The sequence below is a fragment of the Micromonospora sp. 050-3 genome, from assembly GCF_046549335.1.
Taxonomy (GTDB): Bacteria; Actinomycetota; Actinomycetes; order Mycobacteriales; family Micromonosporaceae; genus Micromonospora; species Micromonospora trifolii.
This window is the reverse complement of sequence record NZ_JAJPVX010000003.1, coordinates 26,395-41,189: the sequence shown is the minus strand read 5'-3', so window position 1 is coordinate 41,189 and position 14,795 is coordinate 26,395. Positions and strand designations below refer to the sequence as shown.

At 71.6% G+C, this 14,795-nt stretch carries 16 protein-coding genes; 8 read left to right on the top strand and 8 right to left on the bottom strand.

Annotated features, from left to right (window positions below):
• Nucleotides 1–14: 14 nt before the first annotated feature.
• The 7 genes from ACLJOK_RS28160 to ACLJOK_RS28130 all read right to left on the bottom strand — a co-directional run bounded on the left by ACLJOK_RS28160 (nucleotide 15) and on the right by ACLJOK_RS28130 (nucleotide 5,103).
• Nucleotides 15–878 carry a hypothetical protein gene (locus ACLJOK_RS28160; RefSeq protein ID WP_410821643.1) on the bottom strand — a complete coding sequence of 288 codons (864 nt, stop codon included), beginning with the start codon at nucleotides 876–878 and terminating at the stop codon, nucleotides 15–17.
• Between the two features lie 58 nt (nucleotides 879–936).
• Nucleotides 937–1,395 carry a winged helix-turn-helix domain-containing protein gene (locus tag ACLJOK_RS28155; RefSeq protein WP_410822201.1) on the bottom strand — a complete coding sequence of 153 codons (459 nt, stop codon included), beginning with the start codon at nucleotides 1,393–1,395 and terminating at the stop codon, nucleotides 937–939.
• Nucleotides 1,396–1,590: 195 nt separating this feature from the next.
• A complete protein-coding gene (locus tag ACLJOK_RS28150; protein ID WP_091402852.1) occupies nucleotides 1,591–1,911 on the bottom strand; it encodes a DUF1416 domain-containing protein in 321 nt (106 codons plus the stop codon).
• A gap of 2 nt (nucleotides 1,912–1,913) precedes the next feature.
• Nucleotides 1,914–2,762 carry a sulfurtransferase gene (locus ACLJOK_RS28145; RefSeq protein WP_410821642.1) on the bottom strand — a complete coding sequence of 283 codons (849 nt, stop codon included), beginning with the start codon at nucleotides 2,760–2,762 and terminating at the stop codon, nucleotides 1,914–1,916.
• Nucleotides 2,763–2,968: 206 nt separating this feature from the next.
• Nucleotides 2,969–3,046: an Ms5788A family Cys-rich leader peptide gene (locus tag ACLJOK_RS28140; RefSeq protein ID WP_310503780.1), complete on the bottom strand. Its 78-nt coding sequence runs from the start codon at nucleotides 3,044–3,046 to the stop codon at nucleotides 2,969–2,971.
• A gap of 105 nt (nucleotides 3,047–3,151) precedes the next feature.
• The gene (locus ACLJOK_RS28135) at nucleotides 3,152–3,940 is read right to left on the bottom strand and encodes a DUF2993 domain-containing protein (RefSeq protein WP_410821641.1); all 789 of its coding nucleotides are present in this window, start codon (nucleotides 3,938–3,940) and stop codon (nucleotides 3,152–3,154) included.
• A gap of 104 nt (nucleotides 3,941–4,044) precedes the next feature.
• Nucleotides 4,045–5,103, bottom strand: a complete 1,059-nt coding sequence (locus tag ACLJOK_RS28130; protein WP_410821640.1) for a hypothetical protein — start codon at nucleotides 5,101–5,103, stop codon at nucleotides 4,045–4,047.
• Between the two features lie 241 nt (nucleotides 5,104–5,344).
• Between ACLJOK_RS28130 and ACLJOK_RS28125 the strand changes: the two genes are divergently transcribed.
• The 7 genes from ACLJOK_RS28125 (at nucleotide 5,345) to pstB (ending at nucleotide 12,489) form a co-directional block, all read left to right on the top strand.
• Nucleotides 5,345–6,064 (top strand): winged-helix domain-containing protein, encoded by a 720-nt coding sequence (locus tag ACLJOK_RS28125; RefSeq protein WP_181518701.1) that lies wholly within the window; start codon nucleotides 5,345–5,347, stop codon nucleotides 6,062–6,064.
• A gap of 154 nt (nucleotides 6,065–6,218) precedes the next feature.
• Entirely contained in the window at nucleotides 6,219–7,097 is an 879-nt protein-coding gene (locus ACLJOK_RS28120) for a polysaccharide deacetylase family protein (protein ID WP_410821639.1), read from the top strand.
• A gap of 58 nt (nucleotides 7,098–7,155) precedes the next feature.
• On the top strand, nucleotides 7,156–8,082 hold the full coding sequence (gene mshD / locus ACLJOK_RS28115) for a mycothiol synthase (protein ID WP_410821638.1): 927 nt from the start codon (nucleotides 7,156–7,158) through the stop codon (nucleotides 8,080–8,082).
• Nucleotides 8,083–8,373: 291 nt separating this feature from the next.
• Nucleotides 8,374–9,480, top strand: a complete 1,107-nt coding sequence (pstS, locus tag ACLJOK_RS28110) for a phosphate ABC transporter substrate-binding protein PstS (protein ID WP_328651975.1) — start codon at nucleotides 8,374–8,376, stop codon at nucleotides 9,478–9,480.
• Between the two features lie 38 nt (nucleotides 9,481–9,518).
• Nucleotides 9,519–10,610: a phosphate ABC transporter permease subunit PstC gene (gene pstC / locus ACLJOK_RS28105; RefSeq protein WP_410821637.1), complete on the top strand. Its 1,092-nt coding sequence runs from the start codon at nucleotides 9,519–9,521 to the stop codon at nucleotides 10,608–10,610.
• Complete coding sequence (pstA, locus tag ACLJOK_RS28100; protein WP_410821636.1) at nucleotides 10,607–11,695, top strand: phosphate ABC transporter permease PstA; 1,089 nt, start codon at nucleotides 10,607–10,609, stop codon at nucleotides 11,693–11,695. Before pstC ends, pstA begins: the two co-directional genes overlap by 4 nt.
• A 17-nt stretch (nucleotides 11,696–11,712) precedes the next feature.
• Entirely contained in the window at nucleotides 11,713–12,489 is a 777-nt protein-coding gene (gene pstB / locus ACLJOK_RS28095; protein WP_112584183.1) for a phosphate ABC transporter ATP-binding protein PstB, read from the top strand.
• Nucleotides 12,490–12,590: 101 nt separating this feature from the next.
• Here the strand turns inward: pstB and ACLJOK_RS28090 are convergent, their stop codons facing one another.
• On the bottom strand, nucleotides 12,591–13,424 hold the full coding sequence (locus ACLJOK_RS28090) for an NUDIX hydrolase (protein WP_410821635.1): 834 nt from the start codon (nucleotides 13,422–13,424) through the stop codon (nucleotides 12,591–12,593).
• Between the two features lie 353 nt (nucleotides 13,425–13,777).
• Between ACLJOK_RS28090 and ACLJOK_RS28085 the strand changes: the two genes are divergently transcribed.
• Nucleotides 13,778–14,746: a Gfo/Idh/MocA family protein gene (locus ACLJOK_RS28085; protein ID WP_410821634.1), complete on the top strand. Its 969-nt coding sequence runs from the start codon at nucleotides 13,778–13,780 to the stop codon at nucleotides 14,744–14,746.
• The last annotated feature ends 49 nt before the right edge of the window (nucleotides 14,747–14,795 follow it).

Here is a 14,795-nt window from a genome sequence, read left to right as displayed (position 1 = left end):
GCGGGCGGCCCGGCTCAGGCCGGGCAGCCGACGGTGGCGGCCAGTCGGGTGGCGTCCGGGCTGATCTCGGCCAGCACCGTGACGGCACCGCTGCGGTACGCGTACACCGGGGGTTGGTCCAGCAGTGGGGCGTTGCCGGCCAGTGGGGCGAGTGCGGCCGTCGAGGCCGCCGGGCCGGGACCGTTCGCGGACCACGCGGTACGGGCGAGCCCGCCTCCCGGGCAGGGCGCGGTGACCAGCTCCGAAGCGGAGTCGCCCGGCCGGTCGAGGGCCCGCAGCGCGGCGGTCAGCGCGGCGGTCTCCGGGCCGGAAGCTGTGGCCGGGGCCGGCGTGTAGCCGGCGCCGACCGGCCGGCAACCGGTGTCGACGACCAGTCGCACCCGGCCGTCGACTGTCGGCCGACCCTCGACGGCCACGAAGTCTCCGGCGTCGGCGCGCAGCTCGGGGCCGTCCACCCCGGGCCCGACCCCGGCCCGCCAGCTCGCCGGCAGGCGGTCGGCGATGCCGGCCAGCACTGCCTGCTCGTCGCCGGTGGCCGCGAGCACCCCGACCTCGCGTCGCAGCCTCGCCCCGTCCTCGAACGGGGTGACCCGGCAGCCGGACGCGACCCGCGTCGGGCCCAGTTCCAGCAGACCGGCCGCCCCTGCCGCGCGAGCCAACTCGCCGACAGCCCGGTCAACCACCGGGCCGGCCTGTTCGACGGAACGCTGTTCGCGCACTGTCGGCGGGTCGTTCCGCACCGATATCCAGGTGAGCCCGGCCAGCAGCACGGCCCAGACCACTGTCACGGCCAGCAGCCAACGCCGCCGCGACCGGGCCGGCGTCGGCGCGGCGGGGCCGGCCGAAGAGGCCCAACCCGTCTGGACAGCACCGCTCACCCGGCCATGGTGTCACGCGCCCGCCGCCGGGCCGGCAGCGGAGGCGGTCGGCCCGGCGTCAGTGGTCGTTCAGCCGGGGCGGCCGGTCGAGCCGGTAGCCGACCCCTCGTACGGTGTGCACCTGCGGCCCGCCCGGCAGGCCTCGCAGCCTGCGACGAAGCCGTTTGATGGCGGATTGCAGCGCCGCGGTGTCCGCGCCACCCAGCGCGGCGGCGCAGAGCCGTTCGTAGCTCCACACCACCAGCGGTGGGCCGATGAGCAGCGTGAGCAGCTCTCGTTCGGTGGGGGTCAGCGGGAGCACCTCGCCGCGCCAGGTGACCAGGTGTCCGGCCCGGTCGACAACCAGCTCACCCCACTCCACCAGGCCCAGCGCCTCGGTGAGCGGACGGACTGTGGGACTGACCGGCCCCGGGCCCGTCGGCGACGACAGCAGCTCGCGTAGCTCGGTCAGGTCGGAACAGCTGAGCACCGGGCCGCTCCCGTCGAGTTGGCTCAGCACCCGCTCCCGCATCGACATGTCCGTGCCCACGCAGAGGACGATGGGGACCGCTTCGTCGGACCCGCCACTTTCATCCCTGAAATTCACCAGTAGATAGTGACGCATGCCGATGGATTTCGGCACCCGCCCCGGCGTGCCGACGCGCCGCGAAGAAACGACCGGGGCCAGCCACCCCCGGGAGGGCGACCGGCCCCGGTCGATCAGAGCGGTGGGTCAGGCGACGGTGACGGCAACCTCGTTGACGCCTCGGCCGGCAGTGACAGCGGTGTCACCGTTGCCGTGCCGGGACAACGCCCGCAGCGTCCAGGAACCCGGCGCGGCGAAGAACCGGAACTGCCCGGCGGCCGAGGTGACCACCTCGGCGGTGAACTCACCTGTCGAGTCGAGCAGCCGGACGTAGGCGCCCGGCACCGGCTCGGCCTCGGCGGAGCGGACGATGCCGGTGATGACGGTTTCCTTCTCCAGGTCCAGGCTGGCCGGCAGCGGCGCGGCCTGGTCCGGGGCGGCGCAACCCGCGGCGGTGGGAAGAGTCATGATCAGGCCTCCCCGGGTTCGTCGCCGAGTGCAACCGGCACCCCGACCAGCGAGCCGTACTCGGTCCAGGAGCCGTCGTAGTTCTTGACGTTGCGGTGACCCAGCAGCTCCTGGAGCACGAACCAGGTGTGCGACGAGCGCTCGCCGATCCGGCAGTACGCGATGGTCTCCTTGCCGTCGTCGAGCCCCGCGTCGCCGTAGATCTTGCGCAGGTCGTCGTCGGACCGGAAGGTGCCGTCCTCGTTGGCCGCCTTGGACCACGGCACGCTGATCGCGGTGGGGATGTGGCCGGCCCGCTGTGCCTGCTCCTGCGGCAGGTGGGCGGGGGCGAGCAGGCGACCGGCGAACTCGTCGGGGCTGCGCACGTCGACCAGGTTCTTCGTGCCGATCGCGGCGACGACCTCGTCGCGGAAGGCCCGGATGGAGGTGTCCGGCTCCTGCGCGACGTACTGCGTCGCCGGGCGGGACACCCCGTCGGTGACGAGCGGGCGAGCGTCCAGCTCCCACTTCTTGCGGCCGCCGTCGAGCAGCTTCACGTCGCGGTGGCCGTAGAGCTTGAAGTACCAGTAGGCGTACGCGGCGAACCAGTTGTTGTTGCCGCCGTACAGGATGACGGTGTCGTCGTTGCTGATGCCCCGCTCGGAGAGCAGCGCCTCGAACTGCGTCTTGTTGACGAAGTCCCGGCGGACCTGGTCCTGGAGGTCGGTCCTCCAGTCAATCTTGATGGCGCCGGCGATGTGGCCGGTCTCGTAGGCCGAGGTGTCCTCGTCGACCTCGACGAAGACGACGCCCGGGGCGTCGAGGTTCTTCTCGGCCCACTCGGCCGAAACGAGTGCGGTGTCGCGACTCATCGAATCACTCCCTGGTGAGGATGGATGGTGAGCCAACGCGCGCGAATCGATCGACGTATCTGTCGCACCACGCGCGGGACCCAGCGGAAGGACGGGATCACGGGTTCGTGCGACGGCGCCGCTGCCGGGCGTTCGGTGGGATAACCGGAGGGTGCGAGAACCCTGTGCCGGTGGCCGCCGTCAGGCGGCCGGAGACAGCCCCGCCGTCAGATGACGGGGCGACACAGGCAGGTGGCCACGCGGCACAGGTCGACCGCGCGCCGTTTGGTGAGGTGGGTCCCCATGGCCAGGGAGCCTACCAGCCAGTGACGGTGCTGCCACTGGGCCGACCACCATCCGGGAATCGCCGGGATCGCCGAGGATTTCGGCGTCCCACAGCGCCTCCGGCGTCAGCCAGCGGAGTTGATCGGCACGTTCTTGGCGTCGGCGGTGACCGCCAGCCCTTCCGGCAGTGGACGGACCTCCCGGACCGCCAGTTGGAACGGCAACTCCGGCAGGGGCACGTCGATGGAGATGCTCTTGGCGTAGTTGCTCAGGAAGGCACGGGCCAGCGGCAGGTTCGGCAGACCCGCGGCGTCCAGGTCGTTGAACCGCAGGGCGACCGCGCCGTTGTCGGCGACCGTGACGTCGGCGGTGCCGCTGATGGTCAGCTTCTGGCCGAGGATGTCGGCCGGGGCCGTGACGGTGAGCTTGCCGTTCTGCTCGCCGAGGGTGAGACCCGGGCGGTTCAGCAGCGCGGCCAGACTGTCGTAGCTGATAGTGCCGGCGCCGTTGACGGTGTCCGCCACGACGTCACCCTTGCCGGTGCGCAGAGTGTCCAGCGAGGCCCGAACGTTGCGGGCGGTCACATCGAGCACCGGCAGCCGGACGGCGTCGCCCTCGACCGAGGCCTGCACGTCGCGCAAGTTGATGGTGATCCGCTGGTAACGGCCATCCAGAACCTGGGTGAGGAACGGAGTTCCGCCCACCTCGACCTCGGGCGCGGCGGACTGCGCGCCCTGCTTGGCGATCTCCTGGCGTACGCGGTCGCCGATCATCCGCTCGGCGACCCCGACCGCGACCCGGTCGGCGACCACCAGCAACCCCGCCAGCAGCAGGAGCAGCACGAACAGCCCGATGAGCAGCTTGCGGCCACGCCGTCGGGGTCGCGCCTGGTCCACCGGATAGTCCTGCGCCACGCCGCCTCCTGTCTCCGCCCGTCGCGCCGCGACGGGGCGTTCGTACCGACGCCGCAGGGCGGCGCACCCGTAGGTACCCGACCGGCTCAGCGCTCAACCGTGACTCAGAGGAAGAGCATGCACATGGCGTACGCAGCGGGCGCCGCCAGGGCGAAGCCGCCGAGCGGACCCTGCATGTGCCGGGCCACCCACATCGTGGGCGGTTCGCCGGCCATCAACCGGCCCGCCTCCGCGTACCCCACGGCGAGGTCGGAGAGGACGGCGGTGACCGCCGCGACCAGGCCGATCACGGCGGCCCGGGTCGGCGTGAAGGGCGCCACCAGGTAGCTGCCGAGGAGGGCGCTGGTCAGCGTGCCGACCATCGCGCCGGCCACCACGCCGGCGGCGCCCCGGGGCACCTGCGGGGCGAGCCGGGGCCAGGGCAGAACGGCGTCGGTGAGCCGGGCGACGGTGAGCGCGACGCCGCTCGCGGTCAGGCAGACGGTGATCGCCTGGGTGCCGGCCGGGATCCGGCTGAGCACGATCAGGGTGCCGAAGGCCACCACCCCGACCACGATGAGCAACGTGGAGCCGAGGGAGTCGGTGACCCGGACCCGGTCGACCCGACGAACCAGCTGGCCGAGCACCGCGGCGAGGAACCCACCGGCGGCCAGGTAGCCCAGCGGCGCCAGGCCTGCGACGTCGGTCTGCACCGCCGCGATGTCGACAAACGCCGCAACCGTGGCGCTGATCCCGGCGACCACAAACAGCGCGGGCGGACGCATGGCCATCGTCCAGGCGAGCACGAACAGCAGTTGGACGCCGAAGATGATGAAGGCGAACGGCAGCCGGTGACCGGGGCCCGACGTCTGCGCGCCGAGCACCAGGCCGACACCGAGCAGCGCGGCGAAGCCGGCGATGGTCAGCGCCAGTTGACGGTGCACAGCGACCGGGGGAATGACCTCCTCTTCCGGCTCGTCGATCTCGTCTTCGGATCGGCGGGCCGGCTCGCCGGAGCGACGGGCACGGCGCGGCCCACCCCGTTCACGGCGGTCGCCATCGGTGGTGGCCGGACCGGTACGCGGCGCGGGCGGTTGGCCGCGCGTCGCTGCGGCGGCCGGACCCGGTTGGGGCCCAGCGGGCCACGATTCGCGGCCGGCCTCGGGCGAGGTGGAGGGAAACACGACCCGATCGTGCCAGACCGACGGCCCGACGCGGTGGTCACGGGTTTCAGCGACGTTAAAATCCGGGCCACGATCGGGGGCAAGGTAGACAAACAGGAAATGGCCTGACGGCACGGCCGACGCGATCGGTTAGGCTCAACGCGTTACCCGCCCGTCAGCGACGCCGGGACCACGCAATTTCTCAGCGCACTCCTTGATGAGTGCGACTGGTCGCGTGCGGCCTCGCGCCGCCGGGACGGAGGTGATCGTGGAGATCCTGCTGCTGGTGACCGCACGCGCAGGGGAACCGTCGGCTGTGCTGCCGGCACTCGACCTGCTGCCGCACTCGGTCCGCACCGCACCGCGTGATGTTCGCACCCTGGTCGCGGGCCCCAGCCCGGACGCGGTGATGGTGGACGCCCGATCGGAGTTGAGCGAGGCCCGGGCGACCTGCCGGATGTTGCACGCCACCGGGCTCGGCGTGCCGCTTGTCGCGGTGGTGACCGAGGCCGGCCTGATCGCACTCAACGCCGACTGGGGCGTCGACGACGTCATCCTCGCCTCGGCCGGCCCCGCCGAGGTCGAGGCACGGCTGCGGCTGGCGGTCGGCCGGCTCAGCAACGCGACCGCCGGCGCGGGTGGCTCGATCCGGGCCGGCGAGCTGACCATCGACCCGGACACCTACGCGGCCAAGCTCAAGGGCCGTCCGCTCGACCTCACCTACAAGGAGTTCGAGCTGCTGAAGTTCCTGGCCCAGCACCCGGGCCGGGTGTTCACCCGGGACCAGCTCCTGCGCGAGGTCTGGGGTTACGACTACTTCGGCGGCACTCGCACTGTGGACGTGCACGTCCGGCGGCTGCGTGCCAAGCTCGGCTCGGAGTACGAGTCGATGATCGGCACCGTCCGCCAGGTCGGCTACAAGTTCGTCGTTCCGCCGTCGCGGTCGCTTCCCGAGGCGGAGCACGCGCCCCTGCCGGTCTGATCCGCAGACCACCCTGGACGATTTCCCATATGCCCTTTTTGTGCAGCTTGGCAGCTCTATTCTGACTGCCGGGTTTGTCGGAGAAAGGGGCGACGGTGCGCGCACTGAACACGGGGGCGACGGGCCGGCGTGACCGGCAAGCCAGGTGGAAGCCGTGACGCGGGGCAGCTCCACAGCGCGGGCCGTGGGGATCGTGACGCTGGTGGTGGCGGGGCTGCTCGGCTCTGCGTACGTGCTGGGCCGCAGCCTCGTCCCCGACCAGACGCCTCGGCACTCCACCGGACTCACCACGAGCGTCGACGGGCCGCACTACGCCGACCAACCCAGTGTTGGCGAGCCGGGCGGAGCCCCGCGCGCCAGCGCCAGCGCGGCCGAGACCGGCCCAGCCGAGGCCGGACAGGACGGGTCCGGGCGGGACGCCGGAGACGACAACCTGTTCGGCGCGCAGGCCACCACCGGCACCCCGCGGCTCGCGCTGACCTTCGACGACGGGCCGGACCCGCGCTACACGCCGCAGGTCCTCGCCCTCCTGCGCGAATACGACGTACGCGCCACGTTCTGCGTGGTCGGCGAGAACGCGCAGAACCACCCCGACCTGGTCCGGTCGATCGTGGACGCCGGGCACACCCTGTGCAACCACTCCTGGCACCACGACGTCGGCCTGGGCGCCCGATCGGCCGACGCCATCCGCTCCGACCTCCTGCGCACCAATGCAGCGATCCGGGCGGCGATGCCGAACGCCCCGATCGTCTGGTACCGCCAGCCTGGCGGAGCCTGGACGTACCCGGTGGTGTCGGTGGCGCGGCAGCTCGGCATGACCCCGCTGCACTGGTCGGTGGATCCGTCGGACTGGGAACTGCCCGGCGCCACCAAGATCACCGCGACGGTGCTGAGTCAAGCCGCACCGGGCTCGGTGGTGCTGCTGCACGACGCCGGCGGGGACCGACAGGGCACGGTGGAGGCGCTGCGCCGGATCCTGCCCGACCTGACCGCCCGGTTCGAGCTGGAGGCACTACCCACCGACCCGACGTGAGCCGCGGCTTTACGGCGACGCTCCGGGCGTCACGACAGCCAACGGATACGGTGGCGGGATGAGCAGCGCGGAGCCGACCAGCGACCAGGTGACCCGGAGCGACCGACTGGCGCCGGCGGAGATCGCCGACGTACTCGCCCTCGCCGGCGCCGCAGGTGACACGGACGGAGCGGACCCGCTCGACGAACACGTCCTGCTGCGGCTGCGCGACGCCGACGCCCCCGCCGTGCATCTGATCGCCCGCGCCGACGACGGCACCCTCACCGGGTACGCACACCTGGACACCACCGACCCGGTCGGCGGGATCGGGGTCGAGCTGGTGGTGCACCCCGCGTACCGGCGGCGGGGCACCGGGCGGGCGCTCGCCCGGGGCGTACTCGCCTCGGCCACCGGGCCACTGCGGGCCTGGGCGCACGGCGACCACCCCTCGGCCGCCGCCCTCGCCGTCGACCTCGGGTTCACCCGCGCCCGGGTGCTCTGGCAGTTGCGCCGGCCGTTGGCCGCCCCGCTGGGTGAGCCGCGCGTGCCCGACGGGGTGGCGCTACGCGCGTTCCGGCCCGGGGCGGACGACGCGGCCTGGTTGACCCTCAACGCACGGGCCTTCGCCGAGCACCCCGAGCAGGGCCGGTGGACGTCGGACGACCTGCGGGTCCGCCTCGCCGAGCCGTGGTTCGACCCGGCGGGCTTCCTGCTCGCCGAGGAGACCGCGACCGGCCGGCTGCTCGGTTTCCACTGGACCAAGGTGCACGAGCGGCCGGGATCGGCCCGGATCGGCGAGGTGTACGTCCTGGGGGTGGAGCCGACAGCGCACGGCGGCGGGCTCGGCCGGGCCCTGACCACCGCTGGGCTGACCTATCTGCGGGACAAGCGCGGCCTCGACCGGGTGATGCTCTTCGTGGACGACTCGAACACCGGGGCCGTCGCGCTCTACGAGCGGCTGGGCTTCGCCCGCTGGTCCGCGCACATCAACTACCACCTGGGCTGACCGTCGGCCGTCGCCCCGACCGAGTCACCGGTGGGTAACGGCCGGGCGTCGGCGGGATAACGCCGAACCGGAAATATGCCCATACTTCCGACAGGTGTATCCGGGTTCACTTAACGGACAACTCACCCTCAGCAAGCGGTCATCTCAGGGGCCGTACGTGTTCACCTTGCGTTCACTTGCGACCGGCGAACCGGCTACCTGGCACTTCTAACTTTCGTGTCAGCCGGTCAGTGCCGGTCCTCGGGCCCCGGGATCGGGGCGCCAAGTCAGACGCGAAGGGAAACCCCTCAGGTGAAGCTCCAGCGGTACGGCACTATTGCCTGCCTCGCTCTTGCCGCGACGCTCGGCCTCAGTGCATGCGGCTCGGACAACAACGAGCCCGCCTCCGGCGCGAGTGCTTCGGGCTCGGCCGCCGCGGTCGACTGCGCTACCGGCACGCTGAACGCCCAGGGCTCGTCGGCGCAGAAGAACGCCATGGCCGAGTGGATCAAGGCGTACCAGCAGAAGTGCCAGGGCACCACGATCAACTACGAGGCTTCCGGCTCGGGCGCCGGCATCCAGGCGTTCATCGCCGGGACCGCCGACTTCGCCGGTTCCGACTCCGCGCTCAAGCCGGAGGAGCAGCCGCAGGCCGACGCCAAGTGCGTCGGTGGCAAGGCCATCCACCTGCCGATGGTGATCGGCCCGGTGGCCGTCGCCTACAACGTCAGCGGCGTGGACAACCTCCAGCTCAAGCCGGCCACCCTGGCGAAGATCTTCGCCGGCAAGGTCACCAAGTGGGACGACGCCACGATCAAGGCCGACAACCCGGAGGCCAAGCTCCCGGCGACCACGATCCAGACCGTCCACCGTTCGGACGAGTCGGGCACCACCGACAACTTCACCAAGTACCTCTCGAAGACCGCTGAGAGCGACTGGACCCTGGGCAACGCCAAGGCGTGGAAGGCCCCGGGCGGCACCGGCGCCAAGGGCTCGGACGGCGTTGCCAGCCGGGTCAAGGGCGCGGACGGCTCCATCGGCTACATGGAGTGGTCGTTCGCTGAGAACGCCGGTCTGAAGATGTCGAAGATCGGCAACGGCAACGGCGAGTTCGCAGCGCTGACCGCCGAGGCGGCCGGCAAGACCATCGCCGGTGCTGCCGTCGAGGGTCAGGGCGACGACCTCAAGCTGAAGATCGACTACAACACCAAGGAGGCCGGGGCCTACCCGATCGTCCTGGCGACGTACGAGATCGTCTGCAGCAAGGGCCTCGCGGCCGACAAGCTGAAGCTCGTCAAGGGCCTGCTGGGCCACGCCGCCAGCGCCGAGGGCCAGGCCTCTCTCACCGAGCTGGGCTACGCCCCGCTGCCGGAGACGGTCCGCACCAAGGTCGAGACCGCGGTCAAGAACCTCTCCTGACCCGATTCCACACCTCCGCAACCGAATCGAGCGAGCAGATGGGTGAAACCCCTCACCGCTCGGCCGACGCCGGCACCGGCGGGACGCGCGTGACCCAGAGTCACGAGTGGCCCGCCGGTGCCTCGGCGCGTGTGGCCGAGGCACCAGTCACCACCCGTTCCCCGGGCGGCACCGGGCTGGGCGGCGGCGGCGCGCTGCCGCGCAGCCGTAGGTTCGGCGCCGAGCGGGCCTTCCGCGGTCTCACACTGGCCGCCGGCACCGCCGTTCTGGTCATCATCGCCGCCATCGCGATCTTCCTGGTCGCCAAGGCGGTGCCGGCCCTACGCGCCAACACCGAGAACTTCTGGTCCTACGAGGGCTGGTCCCCCAACGACACACAGCCGAAGTTCGGCATCGGTGCGCTCGCCTTCGGCACCGTGCTCAGCTCGGCGCTCGCACTGCTCATCGCGGTGCCGGTGGCGCTCGGCATCGCGCTCTACCTGTCGCACTACGCGCCGCGCCGGCTGGGCACCGCGCTCGGCTTCCTGGTCGACCTGCTGGCCGCCGTACCGAGCGTGGTCTTCGGCCTCTGGGGACGGGACGTCTTCAGCAGCCCGGTCCGGGACTTCTCGGTCTGGCTGAACCACCACTTCGGCTGGATCCCGCTCTTCGGCGGCGACGGCCCCTTCGGGGCGTCCGTCATGCTCGGTGCCCTGGTGCTCGCGATCATGGTGTTGCCGATCATCACCTCGCTCTCCCGCGAGGTGTTCCTCCAGACACCGACGGCGAACGAGGAGGCCGCCCTCGCCCTGGGCGCCACCCGCTGGGAGATGCTCCGCACCGCGGTGCTCCCCTACGGCCGCCCCGGCATCATCGCCGCGATGATGCTCGGCCTCGGCCGGGCGCTCGGCGAGACCATCGCCCTGGCGCTGACCCTCGGCATCACCTTCGGCATCTCGTTCAACCTGATCCAGAACGGCGGCAACACCATCGCCGCCAACATCGCCAACGCGTTCGGCGAGGCGAACGAGACCGGCCGGGGCGCGCTCATCGCCTCCGGTCTGGTGCTGTTCACCATCACGCTGATCGTCAACATCACGGCGCGGGCGATCATCTACCGCCGCCGGGAGTTCACGGAGTCGGCCGCATGACCACAACCGTCACCTCCCACCGCACCCGGCCGCCGGCCCAGCCCGACTCGCTGCGGGCCAAGCGGCTGCCCTGGTACGCCGCCCCGGCCATCGCCGTGGCGGCCCTGGCGCTCGCCGCCGTGGTCGTCTACGGCACCAGCATCGGCGGCCCGGTCCTCGTGGTCGTCCTCGGCGCGATCCTCTACCTGGTCGGGCTCTTCGCCGCAGCCAACGCGGTCGAGGGGCGCCGATCGGCCCGCAACCGCACCTGGAGCGCACTGATCCACTCCGCCTTCGTGCTGGCGGTGCTGCCGCTCGTGTCGGTGGTCTGGACGCTGGTCAGCAAGGGCGCCGACCGACTGGACGTCAACTTCTTCCAGACCTCGATGAACAACATCGGGGCCCGGGACGCCAACGGTGGCGCGTACCACGCGATCGTCGGCACGCTGGAGCAGGTCGGTATCGCCACCCTGATCACCGTCCCGCTCGGCGTCCTCTGCGCGATCTACATCGTCGAGTACGGGCGGGGCAAGTTCGCCTTCGCGATCCGGTTCTTCGTGGACGTGATGACCGGCATCCCGTCGATCGTCTCCGGCCTCTTCGTGCTGGCGTTCTGGGTGCTGATCGTGTCGCCGTGGTTCAACGACGGTCGGCCCAGCTTCTCCGGCTTCGCCGCAGCGCTCGCGCTGAGCGTGCTCATGCTGCCCACCATCGTGCGGTCCACCGAGGAGATGCTCCGCCTCGTACCGGCGCCACTGCGCGAGGGCGCGTACGCGCTCGGCGTACCCAAGTGGAAGACCATCCTGCGGGTGGTGCTGCCGACGGCGCTGCCCGGCATCGTCACCGGCGTCATGCTCGCCATCGCCCGCGCGGCCGGCGAGACCGCGCCGGTGCTGCTGGTCGCCGGCGGTGGCGCCGCGATCAACAGCAACCCCTTTGAGAACAACCAGTCGTCGCTGTCCCTCTTCGTCTACCAGCAGGCCGGTGACGCGTCGAAGTACGCCCCGGCACGGGCGTGGACCGCGGCACTCACCCTGGTCGCCCTCGTGCTCATCCTGACGATCGCGGCGAAGCTGCTGGCCCGTCGCAACAGGCTCAGCCGATGAACCCCGGAGGTACCACCATGGCCAAGCGCGTCTCCGCCTCGAACGTCACCGCGTACTACGGCGGCTTCAAGGCAATCGAGAACATCAACCTGACGGTCGAGCCGAAGACGGTCACCGCTCTCATCGGGCCGTCCGGCTGCGGCAAGTCGACGTTCCTGCGGTCGATCAACCGGATGCACGAGGTGCTGCCGGGGGCACGGGTCGAGGGCAGCCTGACCATCGACGATCAGGACATCTACGACCGGGACGTGGACGTCACAGCGGTCCGGCGCACCATCGGCATGGTCTTCCAGCGGCCGAACCCGTTCCCCACCATGAGCATCTTCGAGAACGTGGTGGCCGGACTGAAGCTCAACGGGGTCCGCAAGAAGTCGATCCTGGAGGACGCGGCCGAGAAGGCCCTGCGCGCCGCGAACCTGTGGGGCGAGGTCAAGGACCGGCTGGGCAAGCCCGGCGCGGGCCTCTCCGGCGGTCAGCAGCAGCGGCTCTGCATCGCCCGGACCATCGCGGTCGAGCCGCAGGTCGTCCTGATGGACGAGCCGTGCTCCGCCCTGGACCCGATCTCCACGCTGGCGATCGAGGACCTGATGTTCCAGCTCAAGGACAAGTTCACGATCATCATCGTGACGCACAACATGCAGCAGGCCGCGCGGGTGTCGGACCGGACCGCCTTCTTCTCGATCGAGAAGACCGGCGACCCGGGCCGGCTGATCGAGTACGACAACACCCAAAAGATCTTCAGTAACCCGAGCGTGAAGAAGACCGAGGACTACATCACCGGCCGCTTCGGCTGAGCCGACCAGGTCCGGTCACCGGCGCCCCGCCCTCCCGGCGTGGGCGCCGGTGCCATCTCCAGCAAGATCGCGGAGCGGGGCGGGGGCGGGCGGGGGCGGGGTCAGCCCAGGACGAAGCGGGGTTCGCCGTTCGGCGGCAGGTCCAGGCGCGGGGCGACCGGGGTGGCCGCGTCCCGTTCGGCCGCCGCTCGCGCCACCCCGGCCAGGTCGCCGGCCGCCGCCACCTGGGCCAGCGTGACCACTGTCGGTGGCAGCATGGTCAGCTCGCCGGCCTGCGCGCGAGCCAGCGCGTCCGCCGGCCGGATCCACAGGGTGTGGTCGGCCTCGCCGGAGACGTCGCGGGTCCGCTGGCCCTCCGGCAACAGGGCGATGAAGAAGTACGTGTCGAAGCGGCGCGGCTCGAACTCGGGCGTGATCCACCGGCTCCACGGCAGCAGCAGGTCCGACCGCAGTGTGAGCTGACGGTCGGCGAGTAGCGCAGCGAAGCCCAGCCGGCGCCCCTCCAGGTCCTGCCGGGCCGCCTCCCAGTCGTCGCTGCTGACGTCGCCCACAACGGTCTCCCGGTTCGGGCCGGCGAGCAGTACGCCGGCCTCCTCGAAGACCTCTCGCGCGGCGGCGCAGACCACCGCCTGCGCGGCCTCCGGAACCACCCCGAGCCGGTCCGCCCACTCGCCCGGCGTCGGGCCGGCCCAGTCCAGGTGCGCCTCCGAGTCGGAGCGGTCCACCCCGCCTCCGGGGAAGGCGTACATCCCGCCGAAGGTCATCGCGGCGACCCGGCGGATGACGTACACCTCGAAGTCGGTGTCGGTCGGACGCAGCAGCAGCACGGTGGCCGCGACCCGCGGCGTCGCCGGGGTGCCACCCTCGGCCTGGAACCGGCGGGCGTGCTCGACCAGGGCGGCCGGGGCGGCGAAGCCGTCACTGTCGATCGTCATGCCGCGAGCCTAGTTCCCCGCTCGCCCGGCGCTGGCCGGCCGGCTCGACCCCCACACGCATCCTTTGCTCTGCTTCAACCCAGGCAACAAAAATGCCCCGTCACTGTTGCGTCCGCTGAAGCAGAGCAAAGGACGTGGGTAAGAGGGGTCGGCACCGCGGCGGGACGGGGAGCGGCAGGGCATCGGGGGGCGGCAGGGCATCGGGGGCGGCAGGGCACCGAGGGCGGCAGGGCACCGAGGGCGGCGGGGCGGCGGGGGCGGCGGGACGGCCGAGAGCGCGCCGGGGTCCCGCCGGATGAACTGGTCGGCGGCCGGTCAGCGGATGGTTCACCTGGCTCGGCTAGCGTTCCGGCATGACTCGTTGGGGCATCCTGGCCACCGGCCACATCGCCAGCCGTTTCGCCGAAGACCTCCGCCTGGTGCCGGACGCCGAGTTGGTAGCTGTCGGTTCCCGCGCCGCGGAGAGCGCCCGGCGCTTCGCCGACACGTACGGCGCGAAGCGCGCCTACGGCTCCTGGGTGGAGTTGGCCGCCGACCCGGAGGTGGACGCGATCTACGTGGCGACCCCGCATTCCGCGCACTACGAGGCGGCGATGACCTGCCTCACCGCCGGGCGGGCGGTGCTGTTGGAGAAGCCGTTCACCCTCGACCTGGCCACCAGCACCGAGTTGATCGACACTGCCCGCGTCGCCGGGGTCTTCCTGATGGAAGCCATGTGGATGCGGCTGAATCCGATGATCCTGCGGGTGGTCGAGCTGATCGCGGACGGGGCCATCGGCACGGTGACCGGCGTCCGGGCCGACTTCGGGGTGGCCGGGCCGTTCCCGCCGGAGCACCGGATGCGCAACGCGGCGCTGGGCGGGGGCGCCCTGCTCGACCTGGGGATCTACCCGATCAGCCTGGCCCACCTGCTGCTCGGGGTGCCGCGGCACATCCGATCCTGGGCGCAGCTCGGCCCGGAGGGGACGGACGAGAACACCGGCATGCTGTTCGGCTACGACACGGGAGCGCTGGCAACCCTGAGCTGCGGCATGGTCGGGTTGAGCGGGCAGACCGCCTCGATCACCGGCACCATTGGGCGGATCGACCTGCCGGAGCCGTTCTTCCGGCCGGGGTCGGTGACCCTGCACCGGGCCGGCGCGGAGCCGGAGACCATCGTCGCCGACGGGGCCGGCAACGGCTACCAGTACGAGGCGATCGAGGTGCAACGCTGCTTGGCCGCCGGCCTGACCGAGAGCCCGGCGGTGCCGCATGCCACGACCCTCGAGGTGATGACCCTGCTCGACACGGTCCGCGAGCAGATCGGCGTGCACTACGTCTGAACGGCGGAAGGGCCCCCGGCCACGGCGAGACCGTGACCGGGGGCCCTTC

Bases quoted from the DNA above. Each gene is read 5' to 3' on its own strand.
- ACLJOK_RS28155 (WP_410822201.1), bottom strand. From the start codon at position 1,395: ATGTCGATGCGGGAGCGGGTGCTGAGCCAACTCGACGGGAGCGGCCCG.
- ACLJOK_RS28150 (WP_091402852.1), bottom strand. From the start codon at position 1,911: ATGACTCTTCCCACCGCCGCGGGTTGCGCCGCCCCGGACCAGGCCGCG.
- ACLJOK_RS28145 (WP_410821642.1), bottom strand. From the start codon at position 2,762: ATGAGTCGCGACACCGCACTCGTTTCGGCCGAGTGGGCCGAGAAGAAC.
- ACLJOK_RS28140 (WP_310503780.1), bottom strand. From the start codon at position 3,046: ATGGGGACCCACCTCACCAAACGGCGCGCGGTCGACCTGTGCCGCGTG.
- mshD (WP_410821638.1), top strand. From the start codon at position 7,156: ATGAGCAGCGCGGAGCCGACCAGCGACCAGGTGACCCGGAGCGACCGA.
- pstC (WP_410821637.1), top strand. From the start codon at position 9,519: ATGGGTGAAACCCCTCACCGCTCGGCCGACGCCGGCACCGGCGGGACG.
- pstA (WP_410821636.1), top strand. From the start codon at position 10,607: ATGACCACAACCGTCACCTCCCACCGCACCCGGCCGCCGGCCCAGCCC.
- pstB (WP_112584183.1), top strand. From the start codon at position 11,713: ATGGCCAAGCGCGTCTCCGCCTCGAACGTCACCGCGTACTACGGCGGC.
- ACLJOK_RS28090 (WP_410821635.1), bottom strand. From the start codon at position 13,424: ATGACGATCGACAGTGACGGCTTCGCCGCCCCGGCCGCCCTGGTCGAG.
- ACLJOK_RS28085 (WP_410821634.1), top strand. From the start codon at position 13,778: ATGACTCGTTGGGGCATCCTGGCCACCGGCCACATCGCCAGCCGTTTC.